Origin of the sequence: Ketogulonicigenium robustum (assembly GCF_002117445.1) — a bacterium.
GTDB lineage: Bacteria > Pseudomonadota > Alphaproteobacteria > Rhodobacterales > Rhodobacteraceae > Ketogulonicigenium > Ketogulonicigenium robustum.
Genome location: NZ_CP019937.1, coordinates 1,655,401 through 1,676,903, shown reverse-complemented (window position 1 = coordinate 1,676,903; position 21,503 = coordinate 1,655,401). Strand labels below are relative to the sequence as shown.

Here is a 21,503-nt window from a genome sequence, read left to right as displayed (position 1 = left end):
AGGGCCCCACTCAGCCGAGGCTGGAGGCATAGTCGGCAAAGCCGAATTCACGTGCAACAGTCAAGCTGCCATCCAGTTCGCGGATGACGATGGACGGCATCTTCACGCCGTTGAACCAGTTTTTCTTGACCATTGTGTAACCGGCGGCATCGGCAATCGAAATGCGATCGCCCACCTGCAGCGGCTGCGGGAAGGTGAAGTCACCGAAAATATCACCCGCGAGGCAGGATTTTCCGGCGATTTGATAGGCGTATTGGCCCGATGTCTCCATCTTGGCAGTGGTGCGGTAGATCAACAGATCCAGCATATGCGCCTCGACCGAGCTGTCGACGATGGCCAGATCTTTGCCGTTGTTCAGGATGTCCAGCACCGTCACCTCTAGCGAGGTGGTGTTGGTGATGGTCGCCTCGCCCGGCTCCAGATAGACCTGCACGCCCATGTTCTGCGCAAAGGCCTTGAGGCGCGCGGCAAGTTTTTCCAGCGGGTAGCCCTCGCCGGTGAAGTGGATGCCGCCGCCAAGGCTGACCCAATCCAACTGGCGCAGGATGTCGCCAAACTCGGCCTCGATGCGCGTCAACTGGCTGTCGAACAGGTCGTAATCGCCGTTTTCGCAGTTGTAATGGATCATCACGCCCGAGATCAGCGGAAGGACGGCGCGGATCTTGTCCACATCCCATTCGCCAAGGCGCGAGAACGGGCGCGCGGGGTCGGCCAGATCGAAACCGCTGGTCGAAAAACGCGGGTTCAGGCGTAGGCCGCGCGCGATCCCGGCCGAGGCAGCCTCGAACCGCGTCAGTTGGCCGATCGAGTTGAAGATGATCTTGTCGGCGTAGCTGACTGCCTCGTTGATCTCGTTATCCGACCATGCGACGGAATAGGCATGGGTTTCCTTGCCGAACTTCTCGCGGCCCAAGCGTAGCTCGTACAGCGAGGACGACGTGGTGCCGTCCATCTCGGCCGACAGCTGGTCAAAGACCGGCCATGTGGCAAAGCATTTCAACGCCAGCAGCGTTTTCGCACCTGACAAAGCACGCAGGCGGTTGATGATCTGAAGGTTGCGCGAAAGTTTCGTGCGGTCGATCAGGTAGAAGGGTGTTTCAATCACCACGCATCCCCCAAAGGCCAAAATAATAGGGGCCGACCTATAAGGCGCATCGGCCAAAGGTGCAAGGTCAGCCGCGCAGGCGTGCAACCGCCCATTGCGCGGCGTCGCGCAGAACGGGGTCATCCGCCAGCACATGCGCCTGCGCTGAGGGGATCAATTCGGGGCGGGCTGAATTGCCGATGGCATACATCACGTTGCGCAGGAATTTATTCACGCCAATGCGCTTGATCGGGCTGCCGGAAAAACGCGCGCGAAAGCTGGTGTCATCCAGCTGCGCCAGCTCGGCCAAGGGCGGGTTGCCGACATCGCCGTGATAGCGCGCATCGCTGGCGGCGACGGCGAATTTGTTCCACGGGCATATGGCAAGGCAATCGTCGCAGCCATAGATGCGGTTGCCCATTTTCGACCGCAGCTCCAGCGGCACGGGCTGGCTGCTTTCGATCGTCAGATATGACACGCATTTACGCGGATCCAGCCGCCCCGGCCCGATGAAGGCCTGCGTCGGGCAAATGTCGAGGCACGATGTGCAGCTGCCGCAGCTGGGGCGCACGGGGGCGTCGGGCTCCAGTTCCAACGTGGTGAAGATGCACCCGAGGAACACCCAGTTGCCGAAGTTGCGCGACAGGATGCAGCCATGTTTGCCGGTCCAGCCCAAACCAGCCTCGCGCGCAAGGGGGCGTTCCATGACCGGCGCCGTGTCGACGAAGACTTTGATTTCGCTGCCCGGCGCTTGTTCGATCAGCCAACGGCCCACGCGCTTCAGGCGTTTTTTCACCAGATCGTGGTAGTCTTTGCCCTGTGCATAAACGCTGATCGCGCCGCGTGTGGGGTCTTCCAATGCCGAAAGCGGATTGTAGGTCGGGGCGTAGCTTTCGGCCAGCATGATGACCGAGCGGGCTTCCGGCCACAGGGCAGTAGGGTCGGCGCGCCAGTCGATTCGGTCTTCCAGCCATTGCATCTCGCCGTGCAGCCCTTCGGCGACGAAGGCGCGCAGACCCTCGCCATCTTTGCGGACGCTATCGGGGCGGCAGATGCCCATGGCGACGAAACCCGCCGACAGCGCCTCGGCATGCAGGCGCTGTTTCAGGGTTTCAGAAGTCGAGGTCGGCATAGTGCGGGGCGGGCAGGAAGCTGGGGATCTGGTCGGCCAGCAAACCGCGGAACGCGGGGCGCGATTTGATCTTGGCATACCATTCGCGCACCAGATCCGACCGGTTCCAGTCGACGTCGGAAATGTAATCGAGGCAGGACAGATGCGCGGCGGCGGTGAAATCGGCCAGCGTCATTTCATTCCCGGCCAGCCAGCGACGGCTTTCCAGCAGCCAGTGCAGGTAATCGATGTGATATTTGATCGCCCGCGCGCCTTCCTTGATGCGCGTCGAATCGGGGTAGCCGCCGCCTTGCACCTTTTTGAAGATGCGTTCCGTCAGCAGTTTGTTCGTGACCTCTTGGTAGAACTTGTCGTCGAACCAGCCGATTAGGCGGCGCACTTCGTACTTGGCCTCGGGGTCTCGGGGCATCAGGGGCGGGGTGGGGAAGATGTCTTCGATATATTCGCAGATCGCAGTGCTTTCGGTCAGAAAGCGGTTTTCCAACTTCAGCACCGGCACTTTGCCAGCGGGGTTGCGTCGCAGCAGTTCGGGCGATTGTTCCCAGTAGCGCTCCTCGACCAGCTCGACCTCGATACGCTTTTCGCCCAGGCACAGGCGCACTTTGCGGCAAAACGGCGAAAGGGGGAAATGATACAAGCGTGTCATGGCGGATCGGGCACTCCAGTGGGCGGGTCTGCACTGAATGCAGCGAATGGGCCGCGCGATCAATAGGCGCGCGGCGGCTTTACATGAAACAACTGGCCCGTGCGGTTCCGCGAATTGTCGCAGCGCCGTCGGCGATGGCGTTGGCGCGGCGGTTGACGAAGGCGCTGGGGTCAACGGGCGAGCGTTCTTTGGGGTTGGGCAAAATGGCTGCCAGCAAAGCGGCTTGACGGTTGGTCAAATCCGCCGCCGAGCGGCCAAAGTAGTGCTGCGCTGCCGCCTCGACCCCGAAGACGCCGGTGTCGAATTCGGCGACGTTCAGATAGACTTCCAAAATGCGCCGCTTGGACCAGAACAGCTCGACCACGGGGGTCATGACCGCCTCGAGCGATTTGCGCGCCCAGTTGCGACCGTGCCACAGAAAGACGTTCTTCACCACCTGCTGGCTGATCGTCGATGCGCCGCCCAGACGCGAATCGATGGCGGTGCGGATCGCGTCCAGATCGAGGCCCCAGTGACGGCAGAAATTCGCATCCTCGGCTGCGACGGCCGACAGCGCCATGGCGGGGGCGATCCGGTCCATCGGCACCCATGTATGGCGAACGCCGCCCTGACGGACGGATTCGGCCAGCATGTAGGGCGTGGTTGGCGGGCGAACGACTGCGAAGATCATGGTCAGTGCGACAAACACGACGACAAGGCCCGCCGCCGCCAAGCCTATGGCCTTGGCTGCGCGCAGCGCCCATGTGCCCGCGCGCGGCGGGGCCTTGCTTGCCTTGCGCGCGCCGGACTTGCGCGGGCTAGCCTTTTTTGCGGAGGCCTTTTTCACGGGCGCGACTTTTTCAGATCCGCCTTCGGCAGGGGCGGCCGTGCGGCTGCGCCGCCGCGCAGGGCGGGGCGCGTCGTTGGTGTCATGCGGGGGTGGGGCATCGGGCTCGTCAACCATAGGCGCATTAGGCATGTGCCACCGTGCCGGTCAAGCGGCTCGCTTACCAGCATGCCACCTGCACGGTGATTGCGCGGGCAATTTGCGCCACCGCGCCAGCGGCGATGGCGGGGTGCGGGCCAGCATCCAGCGCCGCACCGGCAAAGGCTGCGACGGTCGTAGCCGACACCGCTGATGCAGCGCCGCTTGCGTTGTCGCTGGTGGGCACCAGCAGCCCGATGACCGATCCGGCCCCGTCCAGAACGGGGCCGCCGATGTCGCCGCTGCCGGTTTGCGCGGATATCCGCAGTTGCGTCGCAGTTGTGTCCGTCTGTGCCAGCATTTGCGCACGCGCGGGTGTTGTGCTGGCCTGCGCCAAGACGGTACCCGCCGAAAACCCCGCGACGACTGCGGCGGTGTCACCTGCTGCGGGGGCTGCAAATCGCGCGACAGCGGCGGGCGCGCTGGGCGTCGCCGGGGCAACGATCGCGACACCGCCTGCCGCGCGGCGCAGGGTTGCGGGCCGGTCGCCGCCCAGCACAAAGCGGGTGCATTGGGCCAACGGCGCGGCTGCGGTGGCAACTTCGCCCTGCGCGTTGACGTAGACCCCCGCCTGCAGCACGCGCGGCGTATCGATTGTCGTGTCTACAGGCGGGGTGGTGCTGTTGCTGGTCGCCCCGTGATCAAGCGTGCCGGGCAGAACGCGGTAGCTGGCCTGCATACGCGCCAGCAGCCGGCCGAACACACGGTCATCACCTGTCGGCCACACCAGCGCGAATCCCTTGATCACCCCGTCGCGCGCGGTGGCTTGCAGATGAATCCGCCGCTGGGCGTCCGCCCCCTCGATCAGCAGCGACGGGCCGCTGCGCTGTACCCGCGCGCCCGCAGGCACGACGGGCAACGCTCCCAGTTCAGCGGCAAGGCTGGCAAGACGCGCGCTGTCGCCTGATTGCGAGATCAGCAGAACTGCGGCGGGGCTGTCGGTCGCTTGCCACAGCGCGAAGGGCGGCGTTGCGTCCCGCGCTGCGACGACTGCGGTGGGGATCTCGATTTCAATGCCCGCGGCGGTATCGCGCGTCAGCGTCAGGCCAAGCGGGGCGAGAATCGCGTTGTAATCGGTGATCAGCGCGTCACGCTCGGCGCTGGTCAGAACGCCTGTCGGGGCGCTGCCGCGCTGGGTTTGCCACGCGGTCATCGCATCGCGCGTGCCGCGCCCGAACAGGCCGTCGATTGCGCCGCTGTAAACACCGGCGTCGGCCAAAGCCGACTGGATGGCCTGCTTGGCCGCGCGATCCAGCAGGTTTTCACTGGCCAACGCGGTCTCGACCGTCTCGGCAGGGTCCGTTTCTACGGGAGGCTCCACAGCAGGGGGCGGCGCCACCACAGCGCTAGCCGCCGGTAGCGGGCGCGGCGTGAGGTCTGCGCCGCTGCCGATAGGCCAGAATTGTTGGCGAAACTGGCTGCCGTCGACGATGTAGCTGTCGTTCGGGGCCGCGCGGTCGCGCAGCAGTTGGGCAAGGTAGGCCGTCGCATCGCTGCGGGTGTAGGGCCCCAGAACGATGGCATACCACCCGCTGGGCAGCGTCCAGCCCGATACATCGGGAAGGCCGCCCGAATAGGCGCGCACCCGTTGCTGCGCCATGGCGAGGGTCGGCTGCGCCTCGATCTGCACCCACGCGGGGCCATCTTGTGCCGCCGCATCGCGGTGGGCGGCCAGCAGCGCGGCTGCACATAAGATGATCGACAGGGCCAGTTTGCGCCAAAGGCGGGACAGGTCGGGCGAAGTGGCGCGCAGGGGGGGCATCGGTATTCCTCGGGTCGGTGTGGCGGCAATCTAGCCGGATGATCGCGCCCCGCCAGCCCCAAAAGCAGCGATACGCGCGCGCTTCATTGACCCTTTGGCCTGCGCGCAATATGGAAACGGCTGTAAATCCTGCGCCACGCGGCGTGCAAAGACCCGATGCATCCAGAAATCCCGAGGTTGCGATGACAAAGACCGGCGCCCCCCGATCCTTTCAGGAGATTATCCTGAGGCTGCAGAACTATTGGGCGGCCCAAGGCTGCGCCGTGCTGCAACCCTATGACATGGAAGTCGGGGCAGGTACGTTCCACCCCGCAACCACGCTGCGCGCGCTGGGCAGCAAGCCTTGGGCTGCGGCCTATGTGCAGCCCTCGCGCCGGCCGACCGATGGGCGCTATGGCGAGAACCCGAACCGTCTGCAGCACTATTACCAGTTTCAGGTGCTGATGAAGCCCAGCCCCGCCAATCTGCAAGAGCTGTACCTTGGCAGCCTTGACGCGATCGGCATCGACACCGGCCTGCACGATGTGCGCTTTGTCGAGGATGACTGGGAAAGCCCGACGCTGGGCGCGTGGGGTCTGGGCTGGGAAGTCTGGTGCGACGGGATGGAAGTGTCGCAGTTTACCTATTTCCAGCAAGTCGGCGGGTATGATTGCAAACCTGTCCCAGGCGAGCTGACCTACGGGCTTGAGCGGCTGGCGATGTATGTGCTGGGTGTCGATCACGTGATGGACATGCCGTACAACGATCCTGCAGCCGCCGTCCCGCTGACCTATGGCGATGTCTTCCGCCAGACCGAGGAAGAATATTCGCGCCACAACTTCGATGCGGCGAACACCGACAAGCTGCTGCGCCATTTCGAGGATGCCGAGGCCGAGTGTAAGGCGCTGCTGGATCAGCCCGAGATCGACCCCAAAACCGGCAAGCGGATCATCATGGTGCACCCCGCCTATGACCAATGCATCAAGGCCAGCCATCTTTTCAATCTGCTTGACGCGCGCGGCGTGATTTCCGTGACCGAGCGCCAAGCCTATATCGGGCGTGTCCGTGCATTGGCCAAGGCATGCGCCGATGCCTTCGTGCGCACCGATGCCGCAGGATTCCAAGCATGAACAACAAGATAGTTGCCCGCAGCGTATTGGTCGGGATGCTGCTGTTCGCCCTGATTTTCGGCGGGGTCATGTACTACACGCAGGTCTACGCCTATTACGAAACGCTGGCCCCCGAAGACGTCGGCCCTGTCATGCTGGTGAAGGTCGACGGCACCGCCGCCGAGCTGCCGGTGACTGGTATGCGCGCCATCGACAGCGATTCCAGCCCGTTGCGCTTTCGGGCGTGTTTCAGCGCTTCGGCGCCGCCTGCGGAAATCAGTGCCAGCTTCGCGCGGTACGAGGGGGCATCCCCCTTGGTTGGGCCCAGCTGGTTTGACTGTTTCGACGCGCGCGAAGTGGGCGAGGCGTTGGAATCGGGCGTCGCGCAGGCCTATCTGTGGCAGGAAAACATCCACTACGGCATCGACCGCGTTGTCGCCATCATGCCCGATGGACGCGCCTTTGCATGGCAACAGATGAACCACTGCGGCGAAGTCGTGTATGACGGCGAAGCCGCACCCGAAGGCTGCCCCCCTGCACCGGAAGTATGACCATGGCTGACTTGCTGATCGAAATCTTTTCCGAGGAAATCCCCGCGCGCATGCAGACCCGCGCTGCCGAGGATTTGCGCCGTCTGGTCACAGATGGTCTGGTCGATGCGGGCCTGACGTATGAAGGGGCCGCCGCCTTTTCGACGCCGCGCCGTCTGGTTCTGACCCTGTCGGGCCTGACCGCCGAATCGCGCGCCGTGCGCGAGGAACGCAAAGGCCCCCGTGTCGGCGCACCTGATGCGGCAGTGCAGGGTTTTTTGCGCGCGAGCGGTTTGGCGTTGGAGCAATTGGAAGTTCGCGCCGAAAAGGGCGCGGAAGTCTATTACGCTGTGACCGAAAAGCCAGGCCGCGCCGCGCCTGCGATTATCGCTGAAGTGCTGGAAAACGCCATTCGCACCTTCCCGTGGCCCAAGGCGATGCGGTGGGGCTCGGGCAATTTGCGCTGGGTGCGTCCCTTGCATTCCATCATCTGCCTGTTCGACGGCCAGTCGGTCGCGCTAGACATCGACGGCATCGTGGCCAGCAATACCACCCGCGGCCACCGCTTCATGGCCCCGGGCGCGATCACGGTAACGGGCTTTGACGATTACGAGGCAAAGCTGAAAGCCGCGCACGTGATGCTGCGCGCCGACGAGCGCGCGGCGACGATCTGGCACGACGCCACCCAAGCCGCCTTCGCCCAAGGGCTGGAGGTTGTCGAGGACAAGGGCTTGCTGGCCGAAGTCGCCGGTCTGGTCGAATGGCCGGTCGTGCTGATGGGCCCGATTGGCGCGGCTTTCCTTGGCCTGCCGTCCGAGGTGCTGCAAACCTCGATGCGCGAGCATCAGAAGTTTTTCTCGGTGCGCAACCCCGCCACCGGCCGCATCGAGGCGTTCATCACCGTCGCCAACATTCTGACTGCAGACGAGGGCGCGACGATTTTGAAGGGCAACGGCAAAGTGCTGTCAGCCCGCCTGTCTGACGCGCGGTTCTTCTGGGAAAACGACCTGCGCGTGATCGAACGCACGGGTATGGAGGGGATGGGCGCGGGTCTTGCGCAAGTGACTTTCCACAACCGTCTGGGAAGCCAAGCCGCCCGCATCGCGCGGATCGAGGCCTTGGCCACGGCACTCGCCCCTGTGGTGGGCGCCGACGCTGGCGAAGCCGCCCTAGCCGCGCGTGTCGCCAAGGTCGACCTGCGGTCCGAAATGGTGGGCGAGTTCCCCGAGTTGCAAGGCACGATGGGCGGCTATTATGCACGCGCGGCGGGCCTGCCCGATGCGGTCGCGAATGCATGCAAGGGGCACTACCAGCCCCTTGGCCCCGATGACGCTGTGCCCAGCGAGCCTGTCTCGGTCGCCGTCGCACTGGCCGATAAGCTGGACACGCTGACTGGGTTCTGGGCGATGGACGAAAAGCCGACGGGATCGAAAGACCCCTTCGCGCTGCGCCGCGCCGCGCTGGGTGTGATCCGTCTGGTACTGGTCAACGGCCTGCGCCTGCCGCTGCTGCACACGCTGCAAGCGCCTCTGGCTGCCAACTACGCCGCGCTGGGCACGCAAGGTGATGCGACCGCAACCGCCGAAAGCCTGCTGTCGTTCTTCCACGACCGCCTCAAGGTGTTCCTGAAGGACGAGGGGCTGTCCCATGACGTGATCGACGCCTGCCTTGCCATGCCGGGCAACGACGATCTGGATTTGTTGGTCCGCCGCGCGCGTGCGCTGCAGGCCTTCATGAAGACTGACGACGGCGAAAACCTTGTCCAAGGGTTCAAGCGTGCGAACAACATCCTGACGCAGGCCGAGGCCAAGGATGGCGTCGAATATTCCTTCGGCGCGGACCCCGCTTTTGCTGAAGTTGACAGCGAAAAGGCCCTGTTTGCGGCCCTTGATGCCGCCGAAGCGCCCATCGCCCTCGCGATGCAGGCCGAGGATTTTGCCGCCGCCATGCAAGCGATGGCCGCGCTGCGCGCCCCGATTGACGCGTTCTTTGCCGCCGTGCAAGTGAACAGCGACAACACGGTCGTGCGCCGTAACCGGTTGAATTTGCTTAGCCGAATCCGGACAATTTGTCTGGGTGTGGCTGACCTGACACGGCTGGCCGGCTAATGGCGCGCGGACCCCAACCCGACCGCCCGACGTCGCGCAATGTGCGGGCGCTGCGGGCGCTGTGGCCGTTCTTGCGCCCCTATCGCACTGCGTTGCTGGGGGCGCTGGGCGCGCTTGTTCTGACCGCGCTGGTGTCGCTGGCCCTGCCGCTTGCCGCGCGCAATGTCGTCGATGGGTTCAGCGCCGAAAACGTCGCCGTGCTGGATGGGTATTTTCTGCTGGCGCTGGGCGTTGCCGGGTTGTTGGCCGTCGGGTCAGCCGCGCGGTTCTATCTGGTCACGCGTCTGGGCGAGCGGGTCATTGCGGATATCCGCAAGGCCGTCTTCGACCGCATGATCGCGATGAGCCCCGCGTTTTACGAGCGCATCCTGACCGGCGAGGTGCTGTCGCGCATCACCACCGATACGACGCTGATCCAGTCGGTCATCGGCGGGTCGGTCTCGTCGGCGCTGCGCAATGCGATTATGCTGGTTGGTGGCCTCGCGCTGCTGTTTGTCTCGGCTGCGAAACTGACGCTGCTGGTGATGCTGGTGGTGCCGCTGGTCGTGGTGCCGATCGTGTTGCTGGGGCGGCGCTTGCGCGGTCTCGCACGCGAGAATCAGGAGCTGATCGCAAAGTCGGCAGGGCAGGCGTCGGAACAACTGTTGGCCGCGCAAACCGTGCAGACCTTCACGCACGAAGCCCCCAGCCGCGCCGCATTCGGCGACGTGACCGAAGCCGCCTTCCAGTCAGCGCGCGGGCGTATCAGCACCCGCGCGGCGATGACGGCCGTGGTCATGTTCCTGATTTTTGCTGGCGTTGTTTGTGTGCTGTGGATCGGGGCGCATGACGTGCGTGCAGGGCGCATGTCGGTGGGCGAACTGGTGCAGTTCGTCGTACTGGCCATCATGGTCGCTGGCGCCGCCGGCGCGCTGACCGAAGTCTGGGGCGAATTACAACGCGCTGCCGGTGCGACCGAGCGTTTGGTCGAGCTGCTTCAGACCGAAGATACCGTCAACGACCCCGAACAGCCGGTGGTCGCCCCCAATTTGGGCGCGGTGTCGCTGCATTTCGATGCTGTCGGGTTTTCCTATCCGGCCCGCCCCGATACGGCGTCGCTCGACAACGTCAGCTTCATTATCCAACCGGGCGAGACTGTGGCGCTTGTTGGCCCGTCGGGCGCTGGCAAGACGACCGTGATCCAACTGCTCGAGCGGTTCTACGACCCGCAAAGCGGCGCGATCCGGTTTGGCGATGTCGACCTGCGGGCGATGAAGCGGGCCGATTTTCGCGCCCAAATGGCACTGGTTCCGCAAGATCCTGCGATTTTCGCCGCCACCGCGCGCGAGAATATCCGCTTTGGCCGCCCCGAAGCATCTGATGCCGAGGTGGAGGCCGCAGCCCGCGCTGCCGCCGCGCACGACTTCCTGATGGCGCTGCCCGAGGGGTATGACACCTATGTGGGCGAACGCGGCATTATGCTGTCGGGTGGTCAGCGCCAGCGGATCGCCATCGCCCGCGCGATTTTGCGCGACGCGCCGGTGCTGTTGCTGGACGAGGCGACCTCGGCCCTTGATGCCGAAAGCGAGGCTGCCGTGCAGCGTGCGGTCGACCATCTGGCCAAGGGGCGCACCACGTTGATCGTCGCGCACCGTCTGGCGACGGTGAAGCGCGCCGACCGTATCTTGGTGTTCGAGGGCGGCAAGCTTGTCGCGCAGGGCACGCATGATACCTTGGTCGCCGAAGACGGGCTTTATGCGCGTCTGGCGCGCCTGCAATTTATTGCCGCAGACGCCGCCTAAACGACACTGACCGGAGGGCCAGCCATGGTTCAATTCATATCGGCAGCGGATTCCGTTGCGATTGCCGCCGAAACCCCATGGCCGCCCACCGATTTTCCGACCACGACGTGGCATCTGGTCGACCGCGCTGCGACACGTTTTGGCGCACGGCGCGGGGTGACGTTCCAGCTGACATCCGGCCCTCGTGCGCGGGCCGAGACGCTGACTTGGGCGCAGCTGCGCGACCAGGTCGCGCAAGCGGCCAACCTGTTTCGCAGCTTGGGTATTGGCGAAACCGACGTGGTCGCGACGGTGCTGCCCAATTGCAATGAAATGGTTGTCAGCTATTTCGGGGCGCAGGCGGCTGGTATCGTCTGCCCGATCAACCCGCTGCTCGAGGCGGAACAGATTGCTGGCATCCTGCGCGAGACGGGTGCGAAGGTCGTCGTCACGCTGAAGACGATGCCGGGGGCGGATGTCGCGCAAAAAACTGCCGCCGCGCTGCGCGATGTGCCTAACGTGACCCATGTGATCGAGGTGGATCTGGCGCGCTATCTGCCATGGTTCAAGCGCATCATCGCGGGCTTCATGCGGCCAAAGATGGATGTGGCGCACCAAGCGCAGGTACTTGATTTTCCTACCGCTTTGGCGGGGCAGGGAACGCAGCTGGCGTTCGATGCGCCCGCCACCGACCGCGTTGCATCCTATTTTCACACGGGCGGCACCACGGGCCTGCCGAAGGTCGCGCAGCAACGCTTTTCTGGTATCCTTTATAACGCGTGGGTTGGCGCGCACATCTTGTTCAACGAACGCGATGTGATGATGTGCCCACTGCCGCTGTTCCACGTGTTTGGCGCGGTTGTCGTCTTGGGGATGGCCACGGCATCGGGGGCCGAACTGGTGATGCCGACACCTGCGGGCTATCGCGGCAAGGGCGTGTTCGACAATTTCTGGAAGCTGATCGAACGCTATCGTGCGACCTTCCTAATCACCGTCCCGACCGCCATTTCGGCGCTGATGCAGCGGCCTGTCAACGCCGATATTTCCAGCTTGCAGTTGGCGATTTCCGGCTCGGCGGCTCTGCCGGTTGAACTTTACCGCCGGTTCGAAGCGGCGGCCGGGCTGAGCATTTGTGAAGGCTACGGCATGACCGAGGCGACCTGCCTGATTGCCGTGAACCCGCCACGCGGGCCGAAGAAATCGGGCTCGGTTGGGCTGCCTGTGCCGCATACACAGGTTAAAATCGTCGATCCCGTCACGCAGATGCAATGCGTGACCGGCGAGGTGGGCGAGATTTGTGTCGCAAGCCCCGGCGTCTATGGAGGCCACACCTATACCGAGGCCGCCAAGAACGCCGACCTGTATTACCCCGATCGCACGGGGGCGCCAGCCTTCTTGCGCACCGGCGATTTGGGGAAATTGGACGAAGACGGCTACCTGTTCATCACTGGCCGGTCCAAAGACCTGATTATTCGCGGCGGTCACAATATCGACCCCGCCGAGATCGAATCGGCGCTAGCGGCGCACCCCGACGTGGCTTTCGTCGGCGCGATCGGCCAACCCGACCCCCACGCGGGCGAGTTGCCCTGTGCCTATGTGGAGCTGGTTTCGGGCGCGGACGTGACGGTCGAGGCCTTGATGGCCCATGCCAAAGCCACCATTCACGAGCGGGCCGCCGTGCCGAAATATATCGAGGTTCTGCCGGAATTGCCGAAAACAGCGGTCGGCAAGGTATTCAAACCCGCGCTGCGCAAGCTTGCGATTGCCCGCGTGCTGAACCGCGCCTTCGCCGCCGAGGGGGTGGATGCCAGCGTGGTTGCGGTCGAAGAAGATCGTAAGCGCGGCCTCGTCGCCTTTATCGGCAAGGGTCCCGCGCTAAAGGAAGCCGTCCTGCGGGACGTGATGGCGAAATTTACCATCACGTGGGATTGGGCCTAACCCGGCCCTGAACGCGGCTTAATGTTTGGTCGCGTTCAGCTGGCTTTCGATCAGCGCGTCCATTTCTTGCAGGGCCTCTTTCTGCTCGTCCGCGTCTTCCGAGGCGATGCGGTAGTTGCCACCCAGCCAGCGCCCCAGATCAACGTCGGCGCATCGCGCCGAGCAGAAGGGGCGGAAGGCGGCGACGGCGTCCTTCGCGCAGATTGGACATTTGGCCAAAGCTTAGTCCCCCAATAGTTGCGACAGCGGCAGGCGTTCGCGTTTGCGCTGCAATTCGAACAGGCCCATTGTCGTCCAGCCTACAAGGCTGGTTTCGACCGCGTCCAGCTTGAACGACGCGCGCAGGCTTTGTTCGACCTGCTTTCGGTGGGCTTTCGACATCGGGGCGAAGTCGACCGCGATTTGCCCGCCAAGGCCGCGCAGGCGCAGCGCGCGGGGCAGGTTGCGCGCGGCGGCAAGGTTTGCCTTCAGCGCGGCTGCGGGCGAGGTATCGCCGCCGGTGTTCACATCGACCGCCACCAGCGCACGGGTGGTTTCGACATACATCGTGCCTTCGCCGATTTCGACATAGGGCCGCGCCAGATCGTCGATCATTTGATCGACGCCGTTGCGTGCAAAACCGCCCTCGGTTGTCTCGACTTCGGGGGCGGACCATTCGCGCCACGCAACAGTATGGGGGCCGTCGCCTTCGGTCAGCGCCTCGGGGGTGTCGCCCTCGGCATCGGCCATCACAGCGATGGCCAGATCCAGCATTTCCTGAATATCGTCATAGATATCGTCGGCGTCCGCGCCCTCGGCGGACGACCGCAAGATCAGCCCGAAGGCAGCCTCGTCAGCCCCCTCCATCGCCTCGTGCGCGATGCCAGCCAGGCGGTCGCGCTCCTCCTCGTCCTCGATCTGGCGCGAGATGTTGCGGCCGGGGGCCCCGGGGGTGATGATGGCATAGCGGCTTTTGAACAAGACGCGGTCGGTCACGGGCACGGCCTTGCCGTCTTCGGCATGGCCAGTGACCTGCACCAGCATCGCTTGGCCGGGGTGCAGCCCGCGCCCTTGGCGCAAGAATGCGGTACCGTTGGGAATGCGCAGCATCATGCCGCCTTGGCCTTTCAGCGGGCGGTCGCAGATCGCGCGGAAGATCGCGCCGGGGCGGACATGATCGCTGTCGATCAGTACGTCGTCCAGACGGCCATCGACAAGCAGGGCGGCGGCTTCGCGCCCCTGATAGTGGTCAAGGACGATTTTCCGGCCCTTCATGATCCTAATCCTTCTGCGGCTTTACGTAGCCGGCGGTTTGTAACAGTGCTGCGGTCTCGGCCAAAGGCAGGCCGACAATCCCGCTGAACGAGCCGCTGATCCACGGGATGAACCCCGCGGCCAAGCCTTGGATGGCATAGCCGCCCGCTTTGCCGCGCCACTCGTCGCTGGCGATATAAGCGTTCACCTCGGCATCCGAGAGGACTTTGAACTTCACCACCGACTCAACGACCTTTTGCCAGCTGTCGCTGCCACGGCCGACAGACACGGCGGTGATCACGCGGTGGCGGCGACCCGACATGCTATAAAGGAACGCGGCAGCTTCGGCCGCATCGGCGGGCTTGCCCAGAATACGCCGCCCCATCGCAACCGTCGTATCGGCGCAGAGGGTCACGGTATCGTCGGACTGTGGCAGGGCCGTCAGCTTCTCGCGCGACATCCGCGCGACATAGTCACGCGGCAACTCGCCGTTGGCGGGCGTTTCATCGATGTCGGGCGGGGTAATCGCGCTGGGTGTGACGCCGATTTGCGCCAACAGCTCGGCCCGCCGCGGCGAGGCCGAACCCAAAATCAGCTGCAGGCCCGTCATGGGCGCGCGGGCTGTCAACGGAAGCGATAGTTGATCCGACCCTTGGTCAGATCGTAAGGGGTCATCTCGACCTGTACTTTGTCGCCTGCCAGAACGCGAATGCGGTTCTTGCGCAACTTGCCTGCCGTGTGTGCGATGATCTCGTGGCCGTTTTCTAGCTCGACCCTAAACGTCGCGTTCGGCAGGAGTTCCTTGACGACACCAGGGAATTCGAGCAGTTCTTCCTTGGCCATGTGATCTCCTGATAGAACCGTCCGCCTGTTGCGGACGGGTGCTAGATGCGCTGTCTTTTGGTATATTTCAAGGGAAAACGCGCGGCTTCCGCCCGGCGGAGGTGTTTTTCGTCTCAGGCTTGGGCAAGGCTTGTGGCCGCGTTCGGCGGGCCCCAGCGGTCGGTCAGGTGGCGGATGATGGCATCGCGTGTGTCGCGATAGGCCTGCAAGCGCGCATCGCGCGATTCGCCGCTGCTGGTCGGGTCGGGGATCGGCCAATAGGCGACGTTCATGTGGAAATACTGGCTCAGCTCCAGCACGCGCGCCTCGGACGCAGACGAGAGGGCGACCACAAGGTCGAAGGCGGAAATGTCGTCGCCCCAGTCTTGCATCTCGTCGAAGGACCGCACGCGGTGGCGCGATAGCTCGACCCCGATTTCGGCGCAGACGGCAATCGCAAAACCGTCGATTTCCAGATCAGAGCGGACGCCCGCCGATTGCACGTAAGTATCGCGCCCGTAGAACTTTTTCATAATCCCCTCAGCCATGGGCGATCGGACCGAGTTTTGGTCGCAGCAAAACAAAACCGAACCGGGCAGGGGTGCGGTCGCGCTCACCGTGCGGGGCCTTCGCAAAGGGCGCAGACCAGCGTGAACAGACGGCGCGCGGTTGCGGCGTCCAATTCGGCCTTGCCGTGCAGCCGTTCTTGCAAAATGCGGGCGCCTTCGTTGTGGATGCCGCGCCGCGCCATGTCGATGGCTTCGATCCGCGCGGGTGGCATGGATTTCACCGCGTTGTGGTAGCTGTCGCAGATCTGGAAGTAGTCTTTGATGACCTGATGGAACGGGCCCATCGAGAGCTGGAATTCTGCCATCGGATTATGGGATTCGCCCGCGATCGTAAAATGCAGGCGCCGCTCGCGCAGCGCCAGATTCAGGCGGTAGGGGCCGACCGGCACGGGGTAATCGGGCCGTGCGGGCAGGGCAAAGGCGTTGTCTTCCAGTAAATCAAAGATCGCGACCGCGCGTTCTTGCACAGCTTCGGGTGCCGCAGGCGGCAGGCCGTGCTCGTCCAGCGTGATCGCGATCAGGCGGTTCATGGCGCCGCGTTCAACGACTTCAGGCGGGCGGTGACCGACAGGCCATGCGCCTCGAGGCTTTCGGAGGCGGCCAGCACCTCGGCGGCGGGGCCGATGGCGCGCAGGGCCTCGGGGGTCATGCGGGCAATCGTCGTGCGCTTGAGGAAGTCCATCACCGACAGGCCCGAGGAGAATCGCGCTGAGCGGGCCGTCGGCAGCACGTGGTTTGGGCCGCCGATGTAGTCGCCGATGGCTTCGGGGGTCCATTGGCCAAGGAAGATGGCACCGGCGTGTTCGATCTGCGGCAGCAGGGCTTCGGGGTCTGCGGTGCAGATTTCCAAATGCTCGGGCGCGATGCGGTTTGAAAGCGCGGCAGCCTCGGCCATGTCGCGCACCAGAATGATCGCGCCAAAGTCGCGCCAGCTGGCCCCTGCGATATCGGCGCGGGTCAGCGTCGTCAGTAGGCGTTCGACGGCGTCCTCGACAGCCTGTGCAAACGTCGGGCTGTCGGTGATGAGGATGGATTGAGCGCTGGCATCGTGTTCGGCCTGCGACATCAGGTCGAGGGCGATCCATTCGGGATTGTTGTCGCCATCGGCGATGACCAGAATTTCCGACGGGCCCGCGATCATATCGATGCCGACTTTGCCGAAAACGCGGCGTTTGGCGGCGGCGACAAAGGCGTTGCCCGGGCCGGTGATCTTGTCGACCGGCGGGATGGTGGGCGTGCCGTAGGCCAGCGCGGCAATCGCCTGCGCGCCGCCGACGCGGTAAACCTCGTCCACGCCCGCAATGCGCGCGGCCAGCAACACCAGCGGGTTGGCAGCGCCGCCCGGCGTGGGCACGGTCACGGCCAACCGCTTGACGCCCGCGACCTTGGCAGGAATTGCGTTCATCAGCAGCGAAGACGGGTAGCTGGCCAACCCACCCGGCACATAAAGGCCAGCAGCCGACAGCGCCGTCCAGCGCCACCCCAGATCGGCACCAGCCTCGTCCGTCCAGCGCGCATCTTGCGGCATTTGGGCGGTGTGGTAGGCGCGGATGCGGTCGGCGGCCAGTTGCAGGGCGGCGGCTTCCTCGGCCGGGACTTGCGCGACCAGCGCGTCAATTTCGGCGTCGGAAAAGCGCAGCGTTTCGGGCGTCAGATCCATCTTGTCGAAACGCGCCGTCAGCTCGATTAGCGCCGCATCGCCCCGTCCGCGCACGTCGGCGATAATGTCGGCGACGATGGCGTCGACATCGGGGCTATCCTCGCGCTTCATGCCCAGAAGGGCGGTGAAGGCTTGTTCGAAATCAGCGCTCTGGCTGTTGAGGTGCAGCGGCATGGCGGTCTCCTTTGCCTATGCGCTTAGCGTTGCGGGGCAGGGGGTGCAACACTCAGTCGTGGGTCGGCACCTTGCCCGAGGGCGCGGCATAGGGGCGCGTCACATCCTCGAGCGTAGCATTGAGAGCCTCGACATCCAGCGCGATCAGGCCGTCACCAGCCAAAACCAGCTTGAACTGGCCCGTGCCATCCACGCCAGGGACGAATTCCACCGTCAGCAGCGACAGGACGACATCCTTTTGGTTTTGGTCGAGGCCTTGGCTGCGCACGCGCAAGACATCGTCAAAGCGCAGGACGCTGCGGACGCGTTCGGGGCGCTTGCGGCGGCCGTTCGCGTTCAGCGGATCTTCCCAGCGAAAGCGGTTCAGCAGCAGTGCGAAACGCCGCTGCTTGGGCTGCCAGATCATCTCGGCGGCGGGCAGGACGGAATCCTGCACCAGCGCGGCGATAATTTCCAAATCTTCTGGCCCTTCGGCCATCAGGCGCAGCGGGCGTTCGTCGCCGTCGGCGAAACGTGCGTCTTCGGTCATGATCCATGCACCCTTTCAATCTGCGCGCCCACGGCCCGCAACTTATCTTCGACGTGTTCGTAGCCGCGATCAAGGTGGTAGACGCGGTTGACGATTGTCTCGCCCTCGGCCCCCAGCCCAGCCAGAATCAAGCTGACCGAGGCGCGTAGGTCGGTGGCCATCACGGGAGCGCCCTTCATGCGGGCGACGCCGTGGACGGTGGCGGTGCCGCCCTGCACTTCAATGCGCGCGCCCATGCGGATTAGCTCGGGGGCGTGCATGAAGCGGTTTTCGAAAATGGTTTCTTCCAGCACCGACGTGCCATCGGCGGTGCACAGCATCGCCATCATCTGGGCTTGCAGGTCGGTCGGGAAGCCGGGGAACGGCTGCGTGGTCACGTTGACCGCGCGGGGGCGATCGCCTGCGCAGCTGACCTTCAGGCCGTGGGCCGTTTCGGTCACATCGATACCCGCGGCATGCAGGTGCTCGACAAAGCTTTCAACCAGCGCCAGTCGTCCGCCAAGGCATTCGACCTCGCCCCCCACGATAACGGGGGCCAGCATATAGGTGCCCAATTCGATGCGGTCAGTGACGACTTGGTGCGTCGCGCCGTGCAGGCGGTCAACGCCCTGAATGGTGATGGTCGATGTGCCGTCACCTTCGATCTGCGCGCCCATTTTGCGCAAGCAATCGGCCAGATCGACGATTTCAGGCTCGCGCGCGGCGTTTTCGATGATGGTGGTGCCCTTGGCCAGCGTTGCCGCCATCAGCACGTTTTCCGTTGCCCCGACCGAGGCGAATCGCAGCGGCACCCGCGCGCCGCGCAGGCCGTTGCGGGCGACAGCGTGCAGGTAGCCGTCTTTCAGTTCAATCTCGGCCCCCAGCGCCTCTAGCGCGGTGATGTGGATATCCATCGGCCGCGCGCCGATGGCGCAGCCGCCCGGCAAGGAAACAATCGCCTGCCCATGGCGCGCCAACAGCGGGCCAAGCACAAGGTTCGAGGCGCGCATTTTGCGGACGATGTCATAATCGGCCTGCACCGAGGTCATCGCATGCGAGGACATCACCAGAGTCTTGCCGTTTTGCAGACTGCTCACCTCGGTGCCGAGGGATTCCAGCAACTGGGTCATCGTCACGATGTCCGACAAGCGCGGCGCGTTCGTCAGCGTCAGCGGCTCGTCCGAGAGCAGGGTGGCGGGCATCAGCGCAAGGCAGGCGTTTTTTGCGCCGGCGATGGGAATTTGGCCGCGCAGGGGCTGGCCACCCCGCAAAATGATATGGTCCATCAGGCGTCCTTAGTCGTCTTGCGCTGGGGGCTGGGGCGCTTCCAGACCGTCTGCGGGCTGCTCGTTATCGGCGGCGGCGTCACTTGGGGCCCGCGCCTTCATTTGCGCCTTTCGCCGCGCGATATTCGCCTTGAGCGCGGCTTTGATGCGCGCGTCGCGGGGGGAATCGCCGGGGCGTTTGGAGGTTTGGTTATTCGTCATACCTATGGTCTAAACCGCGTAGGGCGGCCCGTCCAGCTTTGCCCGCGCGCGCGATGCGCGAAAGCGGTGCGCATCTGGCCGCAGCGTCAAGCAAATTTCCCCCTTGCGCCCACCGTCATCTTCGCTAAAAGCCGCTGCAAGGTTGCTGTGGTAGCTCAGTGGTAGAGCACTCCCTTGGTAAGGGAGAGGTCGAGAGTTCAATCCTCTCTCACAGCACCATTATCCAAAAAAATGAGTGTTTTTATCGCGGTGCTGTTAATCAGTGCAGGCGTCTGCTGGCGCGGTGAAAAGCTGGATGTCATCGCTAAAATACTGGCGTTCAGCGTCTTTGTGTTGCATCGTCGCCAGTGAAATTGCGCTAGCCGAAGGGTTCAAGGCAAAATGATAGTCGCCGGTGTGTGCCGCTTTTCGCTTGTCGGGCGCGGCGATTGGAAGGCCTACCAGGGAAAATCCGCCGAGGAGGTGGAGGCTATCGCGCTCGAGCAAGTCAAAATGCTGTTCACGACCGAACGCATGAATGCGCGCCTTGCCACGTTCGAGCACCTGACACTGGCGTCTTTACGCGCGCAGACCGATCAGGACTTCATCTTTGTCGTGCTGGCGTCAAAGCTGATGCCGAAGCGATTCCGCGAACGGTTGGAGAAGATCTGCACCGCCGTTCCGCAGGTGAAGTTGCAGTTCTTCGGATTGACCGCTGCAGGCGAGGCGCAAAAGAAGGTCTTCCGCGAGTTGGGCCTGAAGTTTGCCGATGTCCTGCAGTTTCGGCTGGACGATGACGACTGCCTCTGCGCCGATTATGTCGAACAGATGAAGGCCCATACGCAGCATCTGATGGTGGCCGACGAGGAGCCCTTTTCGGCCACCGTGCACGGGGTGATGTACACCAAAGTCAACGGGCCGGACACGGTGATCTATAACTGGCCGGTCGACTTCTTCAGTGCGGGCGCCGCGGTGCGGCATTCCAGCAAAAGCGTGTATGATTTCGGCCACTTCGCGCTGGGGTCGCGGTTTAAAGCCATCAAGATCGCGGGGCGTTTGGCGCTGGTGACCAATAACGGTACCAACGACACCGATTACACCCCCGATATGATCCGCAAACGCCGCATGTCGGTGATGACCCCCGATCAGGTCAGAATCGCGATTGAGGTCAACTTCGGTTTTCTAGGTGACCAGGGCAAGAAGCTGTCGGGCATTACCGATTTCCTGATGTTGTCTTCGGCCCAATCCGCCATGTGGATGAGCGAGCTTTCCATGAACGGCGGGCGGTTTGTTTCGACCGACGACATGATGGTGCGCTACCTGCCGCGCAACAGCGACACTCTGATCATATCGGCTGCGTTTGCGGTGGGGCCTTTTGCGGCTGTGCGGGCCGAGGAAGGCGTAATCGCCGGCAACTGCCGCCGTCTGGGTGTTTCGGCGCTGGATCTGGTCGTCCGCCGTGGCGACACGGCAGCGTACGAAGCCCTGCGTGCCGAGCTTCAGAACCTGAAAGTGCTGCAGGATTTCAAGACTATTCTGCTGGTGGGGATTGGCGATGGCGCAGCGCTGGCGGCGGGATTGCAGGACCTGTTTCCGGCTGCAAACCTGCTGGCCCTTTCGCCGAAAGCTTTGGCAGGTCTCGCATTGGGCGGCCATGCGGCGGGCACTAAGGCGTATGTTATCGCTGATCCAAAGCAGGCCGACGCGGCATATATCGATGGGTTGGGCCCCGCGCGTACCCTTGTTTTGAACGCGCGCGGCACCGGCGCCTACAGCAAGCGTTTCGTCGACTATCTGGGCTTGCTCGACGACGCGCTGCGCGGCGCAGCCGACGGAACCTTGGCGCCGGACTGGTTCTATCGCGGGTATCGCGCCGCGCGCGCCAACCGCACGTACCAGGCCAACCTTGTCGAGCGTATCATTCTGAACGGGTCGATCCGGCGGATGCAAATCGCCAAAGCGTATTTCACGGCGATTGACCGCAACGGATTCGCGCAAGATTTGGACCGCCATTTGACGGGCATCGGCGCAGTCGAACCAGCATTATCGGACAAGTGAT

At 63.8% G+C, this 21,503-nt stretch carries 21 protein-coding genes and 1 tRNA gene; 7 read left to right on the top strand and 15 right to left on the bottom strand.

Annotated features, from left to right (window positions below; translation table 11 throughout):
- Window positions 1-10: 10 nt before the first annotated feature.
- The 5 genes from BVG79_RS08300 to BVG79_RS08280 form a co-directional block, all read right to left on the bottom strand.
- Complete coding sequence (locus BVG79_RS08300; protein WP_198167831.1) at window positions 11-1,105, bottom strand: carboxynorspermidine decarboxylase; 1,095 nt, start codon at window positions 1,103-1,105, stop codon at window positions 11-13.
- Between the two features lie 67 nt (window positions 1,106-1,172).
- On the bottom strand, window positions 1,173-2,216 hold the full coding sequence (gene queG / locus BVG79_RS08295) for a tRNA epoxyqueuosine(34) reductase QueG (protein WP_198167830.1): 1,044 nt from the start codon (window positions 2,214-2,216) through the stop codon (window positions 1,173-1,175).
- Window positions 2,197-2,862, bottom strand: coding sequence for an FtsZ-binding protein FzlA (fzlA, locus tag BVG79_RS08290; RefSeq protein ID WP_085786468.1), 666 nt, complete (start codon window positions 2,860-2,862; stop codon window positions 2,197-2,199). The genes queG and fzlA overlap by 20 nt, the downstream gene beginning before the upstream one ends.
- A 79-nt stretch (window positions 2,863-2,941) precedes the next feature.
- Complete coding sequence (gene mtgA / locus BVG79_RS08285) at window positions 2,942-3,820, bottom strand: monofunctional biosynthetic peptidoglycan transglycosylase (protein WP_335617547.1); 879 nt, start codon at window positions 3,818-3,820, stop codon at window positions 2,942-2,944.
- Between the two features lie 28 nt (window positions 3,821-3,848).
- Window positions 3,849-5,588: a peptidoglycan-binding domain-containing protein gene (locus BVG79_RS08280; RefSeq protein WP_085786466.1), complete on the bottom strand. Its 1,740-nt coding sequence runs from the start codon at window positions 5,586-5,588 to the stop codon at window positions 3,849-3,851.
- 182 nt (window positions 5,589-5,770) lie between these two features.
- Here BVG79_RS08280 and BVG79_RS08275 point away from each other — a divergent pair, with 182 nt between their 5' ends.
- The 5 genes from BVG79_RS08275 to BVG79_RS08255 are packed head-to-tail and all read left to right on the top strand — an operon-like array spanning window position 5,771 to window position 13,012.
- Window positions 5,771-6,697 (top strand): glycine--tRNA ligase subunit alpha, encoded by a 927-nt coding sequence (locus BVG79_RS08275; protein WP_085787326.1) that lies wholly within the window; start codon window positions 5,771-5,773, stop codon window positions 6,695-6,697.
- Window positions 6,694-7,227 (top strand): DUF6446 family protein, encoded by a 534-nt coding sequence (locus BVG79_RS08270; RefSeq protein WP_085786465.1) that lies wholly within the window; start codon window positions 6,694-6,696, stop codon window positions 7,225-7,227. Before BVG79_RS08275 ends, BVG79_RS08270 begins: the two co-directional genes overlap by 4 nt.
- A 2-nt stretch (window positions 7,228-7,229) precedes the next feature.
- The gene (gene glyS / locus BVG79_RS08265) at window positions 7,230-9,314 is read left to right on the top strand and encodes a glycine--tRNA ligase subunit beta (protein ID WP_085786464.1); all 2,085 of its coding nucleotides are present in this window, start codon (window positions 7,230-7,232) and stop codon (window positions 9,312-9,314) included.
- Entirely contained in the window at window positions 9,314-11,095 is a 1,782-nt protein-coding gene (locus BVG79_RS08260) for an ABC transporter transmembrane domain-containing protein (protein ID WP_085786463.1), read from the top strand. The genes glyS and BVG79_RS08260 overlap by 1 nt, the downstream gene beginning before the upstream one ends.
- 24 nt (window positions 11,096-11,119) lie before the next feature.
- Window positions 11,120-13,012: an acyl-CoA synthetase gene (locus tag BVG79_RS08255; protein WP_085786462.1), complete on the top strand. Its 1,893-nt coding sequence runs from the start codon at window positions 11,120-11,122 to the stop codon at window positions 13,010-13,012.
- Between the two features lie 18 nt (window positions 13,013-13,030).
- Here BVG79_RS08255 and BVG79_RS08250 read toward each other — a convergent pair whose 3' ends face one another.
- The 10 genes from BVG79_RS08250 to BVG79_RS08205 form a co-directional block, all read right to left on the bottom strand.
- Window positions 13,031-13,231, bottom strand: a complete 201-nt coding sequence (locus tag BVG79_RS08250; protein ID WP_085786461.1) for a DNA gyrase inhibitor YacG — start codon at window positions 13,229-13,231, stop codon at window positions 13,031-13,033.
- A 3-nt stretch (window positions 13,232-13,234) separates the two neighbouring features.
- Complete coding sequence (locus BVG79_RS08245; RefSeq protein ID WP_085786460.1) at window positions 13,235-14,266, bottom strand: ribonuclease E/G; 1,032 nt, start codon at window positions 14,264-14,266, stop codon at window positions 13,235-13,237.
- A gap of 4 nt (window positions 14,267-14,270) precedes the next feature.
- Window positions 14,271-14,846 (bottom strand): Maf family protein, encoded by a 576-nt coding sequence (locus BVG79_RS08240; protein WP_198167924.1) that lies wholly within the window; start codon window positions 14,844-14,846, stop codon window positions 14,271-14,273.
- Window positions 14,847-14,869: 23 nt separating this feature from the next.
- The gene (infA, locus tag BVG79_RS08235; protein WP_013384801.1) at window positions 14,870-15,088 is read right to left on the bottom strand and encodes a translation initiation factor IF-1; all 219 of its coding nucleotides are present in this window, start codon (window positions 15,086-15,088) and stop codon (window positions 14,870-14,872) included.
- 113 nt (window positions 15,089-15,201) lie between these two features.
- Window positions 15,202-15,684, bottom strand: coding sequence for an arsenate-mycothiol transferase ArsC (locus tag BVG79_RS08230; protein WP_085786458.1), 483 nt, complete (start codon window positions 15,682-15,684; stop codon window positions 15,202-15,204).
- Entirely contained in the window at window positions 15,681-16,166 is a 486-nt protein-coding gene (locus BVG79_RS08225) for a UPF0262 family protein (RefSeq protein WP_085786457.1), read from the bottom strand. The genes BVG79_RS08230 and BVG79_RS08225 overlap by 4 nt, the downstream gene beginning before the upstream one ends.
- Window positions 16,163-17,470, bottom strand: coding sequence for a histidinol dehydrogenase (gene hisD, locus BVG79_RS08220; protein WP_085786456.1), 1,308 nt, complete (start codon window positions 17,468-17,470; stop codon window positions 16,163-16,165). Before hisD ends, BVG79_RS08225 begins: the two co-directional genes overlap by 4 nt.
- A 52-nt stretch (window positions 17,471-17,522) precedes the next feature.
- Window positions 17,523-17,999 (bottom strand): DUF2948 family protein, encoded by a 477-nt coding sequence (locus BVG79_RS08215; protein WP_085786455.1) that lies wholly within the window; start codon window positions 17,997-17,999, stop codon window positions 17,523-17,525.
- The gene (gene murA, locus BVG79_RS08210; RefSeq protein ID WP_085786454.1) at window positions 17,996-19,264 is read right to left on the bottom strand and encodes a UDP-N-acetylglucosamine 1-carboxyvinyltransferase; all 1,269 of its coding nucleotides are present in this window, start codon (window positions 19,262-19,264) and stop codon (window positions 17,996-17,998) included. Before murA ends, BVG79_RS08215 begins: the two co-directional genes overlap by 4 nt.
- Before the next feature lie 9 nt (window positions 19,265-19,273).
- Entirely contained in the window at window positions 19,274-19,465 is a 192-nt protein-coding gene (locus BVG79_RS08205; RefSeq protein WP_085786453.1) for a hypothetical protein, read from the bottom strand.
- 144 nt (window positions 19,466-19,609) lie between these two features.
- Between BVG79_RS08205 and BVG79_RS08200 the strand changes: the two genes are divergently transcribed.
- Together BVG79_RS08200 and BVG79_RS08195 are read left to right on the top strand one after the other, a co-directional pair.
- Window positions 19,610-19,684: transfer RNA gene (locus BVG79_RS08200), tRNA-Thr, on the top strand.
- A gap of 162 nt (window positions 19,685-19,846) precedes the next feature.
- Window positions 19,847-21,502 carry a glycosyltransferase gene (locus BVG79_RS08195; protein ID WP_085786452.1) on the top strand — a complete coding sequence of 552 codons (1,656 nt, stop codon included), beginning with the start codon at window positions 19,847-19,849 and terminating at the stop codon, window positions 21,500-21,502.
- Window position 21,503: the final 1 nt, after the last annotated feature.

What these genes read in the sequence shown, in the direction of transcription:
- queG (WP_198167830.1), bottom strand. Translation starts at nt 2,216, where the DNA reads ATGCCGACCTCGACTTCTGAAACCCTGAAACAGCGCCTGCATGCCGAG.
- fzlA (WP_085786468.1), bottom strand. Translation starts at nt 2,862, where the DNA reads ATGACACGCTTGTATCATTTCCCCCTTTCGCCGTTTTGCCGCAAAGTG.
- mtgA (WP_335617547.1), bottom strand. Translation starts at nt 3,820, where the DNA reads ATGCCTAATGCGCCTATGGTTGACGAGCCCGATGCCCCACCCCCGCAT.
- BVG79_RS08280 (WP_085786466.1), bottom strand. Translation starts at nt 5,588, where the DNA reads ATGCCCCCCCTGCGCGCCACTTCGCCCGACCTGTCCCGCCTTTGGCGC.
- BVG79_RS08275 (WP_085787326.1), top strand. Translation starts at nt 5,771, where the DNA reads ATGACAAAGACCGGCGCCCCCCGATCCTTTCAGGAGATTATCCTGAGG.
- BVG79_RS08270 (WP_085786465.1), top strand. Translation starts at nt 6,694, where the DNA reads ATGAACAACAAGATAGTTGCCCGCAGCGTATTGGTCGGGATGCTGCTG.
- glyS (WP_085786464.1), top strand. Translation starts at nt 7,230, where the DNA reads ATGGCTGACTTGCTGATCGAAATCTTTTCCGAGGAAATCCCCGCGCGC.
- BVG79_RS08260 (WP_085786463.1), top strand. Translation starts at nt 9,314, where the DNA reads ATGGCGCGCGGACCCCAACCCGACCGCCCGACGTCGCGCAATGTGCGG.
- BVG79_RS08255 (WP_085786462.1), top strand. Translation starts at nt 11,120, where the DNA reads ATGGTTCAATTCATATCGGCAGCGGATTCCGTTGCGATTGCCGCCGAA.
- BVG79_RS08245 (WP_085786460.1), bottom strand. Translation starts at nt 14,266, where the DNA reads ATGAAGGGCCGGAAAATCGTCCTTGACCACTATCAGGGGCGCGAAGCC.
- infA (WP_013384801.1), bottom strand. Translation starts at nt 15,088, where the DNA reads ATGGCCAAGGAAGAACTGCTCGAATTCCCTGGTGTCGTCAAGGAACTC.
- BVG79_RS08225 (WP_085786457.1), bottom strand. Translation starts at nt 16,166, where the DNA reads ATGAACCGCCTGATCGCGATCACGCTGGACGAGCACGGCCTGCCGCCT.
- hisD (WP_085786456.1), bottom strand. Translation starts at nt 17,470, where the DNA reads ATGCCGCTGCACCTCAACAGCCAGAGCGCTGATTTCGAACAAGCCTTC.
- BVG79_RS08215 (WP_085786455.1), bottom strand. Translation starts at nt 17,999, where the DNA reads ATGACCGAAGACGCACGTTTCGCCGACGGCGACGAACGCCCGCTGCGC.
- murA (WP_085786454.1), bottom strand. Translation starts at nt 19,264, where the DNA reads ATGGACCATATCATTTTGCGGGGTGGCCAGCCCCTGCGCGGCCAAATT.
- BVG79_RS08205 (WP_085786453.1), bottom strand. Translation starts at nt 19,465, where the DNA reads ATGACGAATAACCAAACCTCCAAACGCCCCGGCGATTCCCCCCGCGAC.
- BVG79_RS08195 (WP_085786452.1), top strand. Translation starts at nt 19,847, where the DNA reads ATGATAGTCGCCGGTGTGTGCCGCTTTTCGCTTGTCGGGCGCGGCGAT.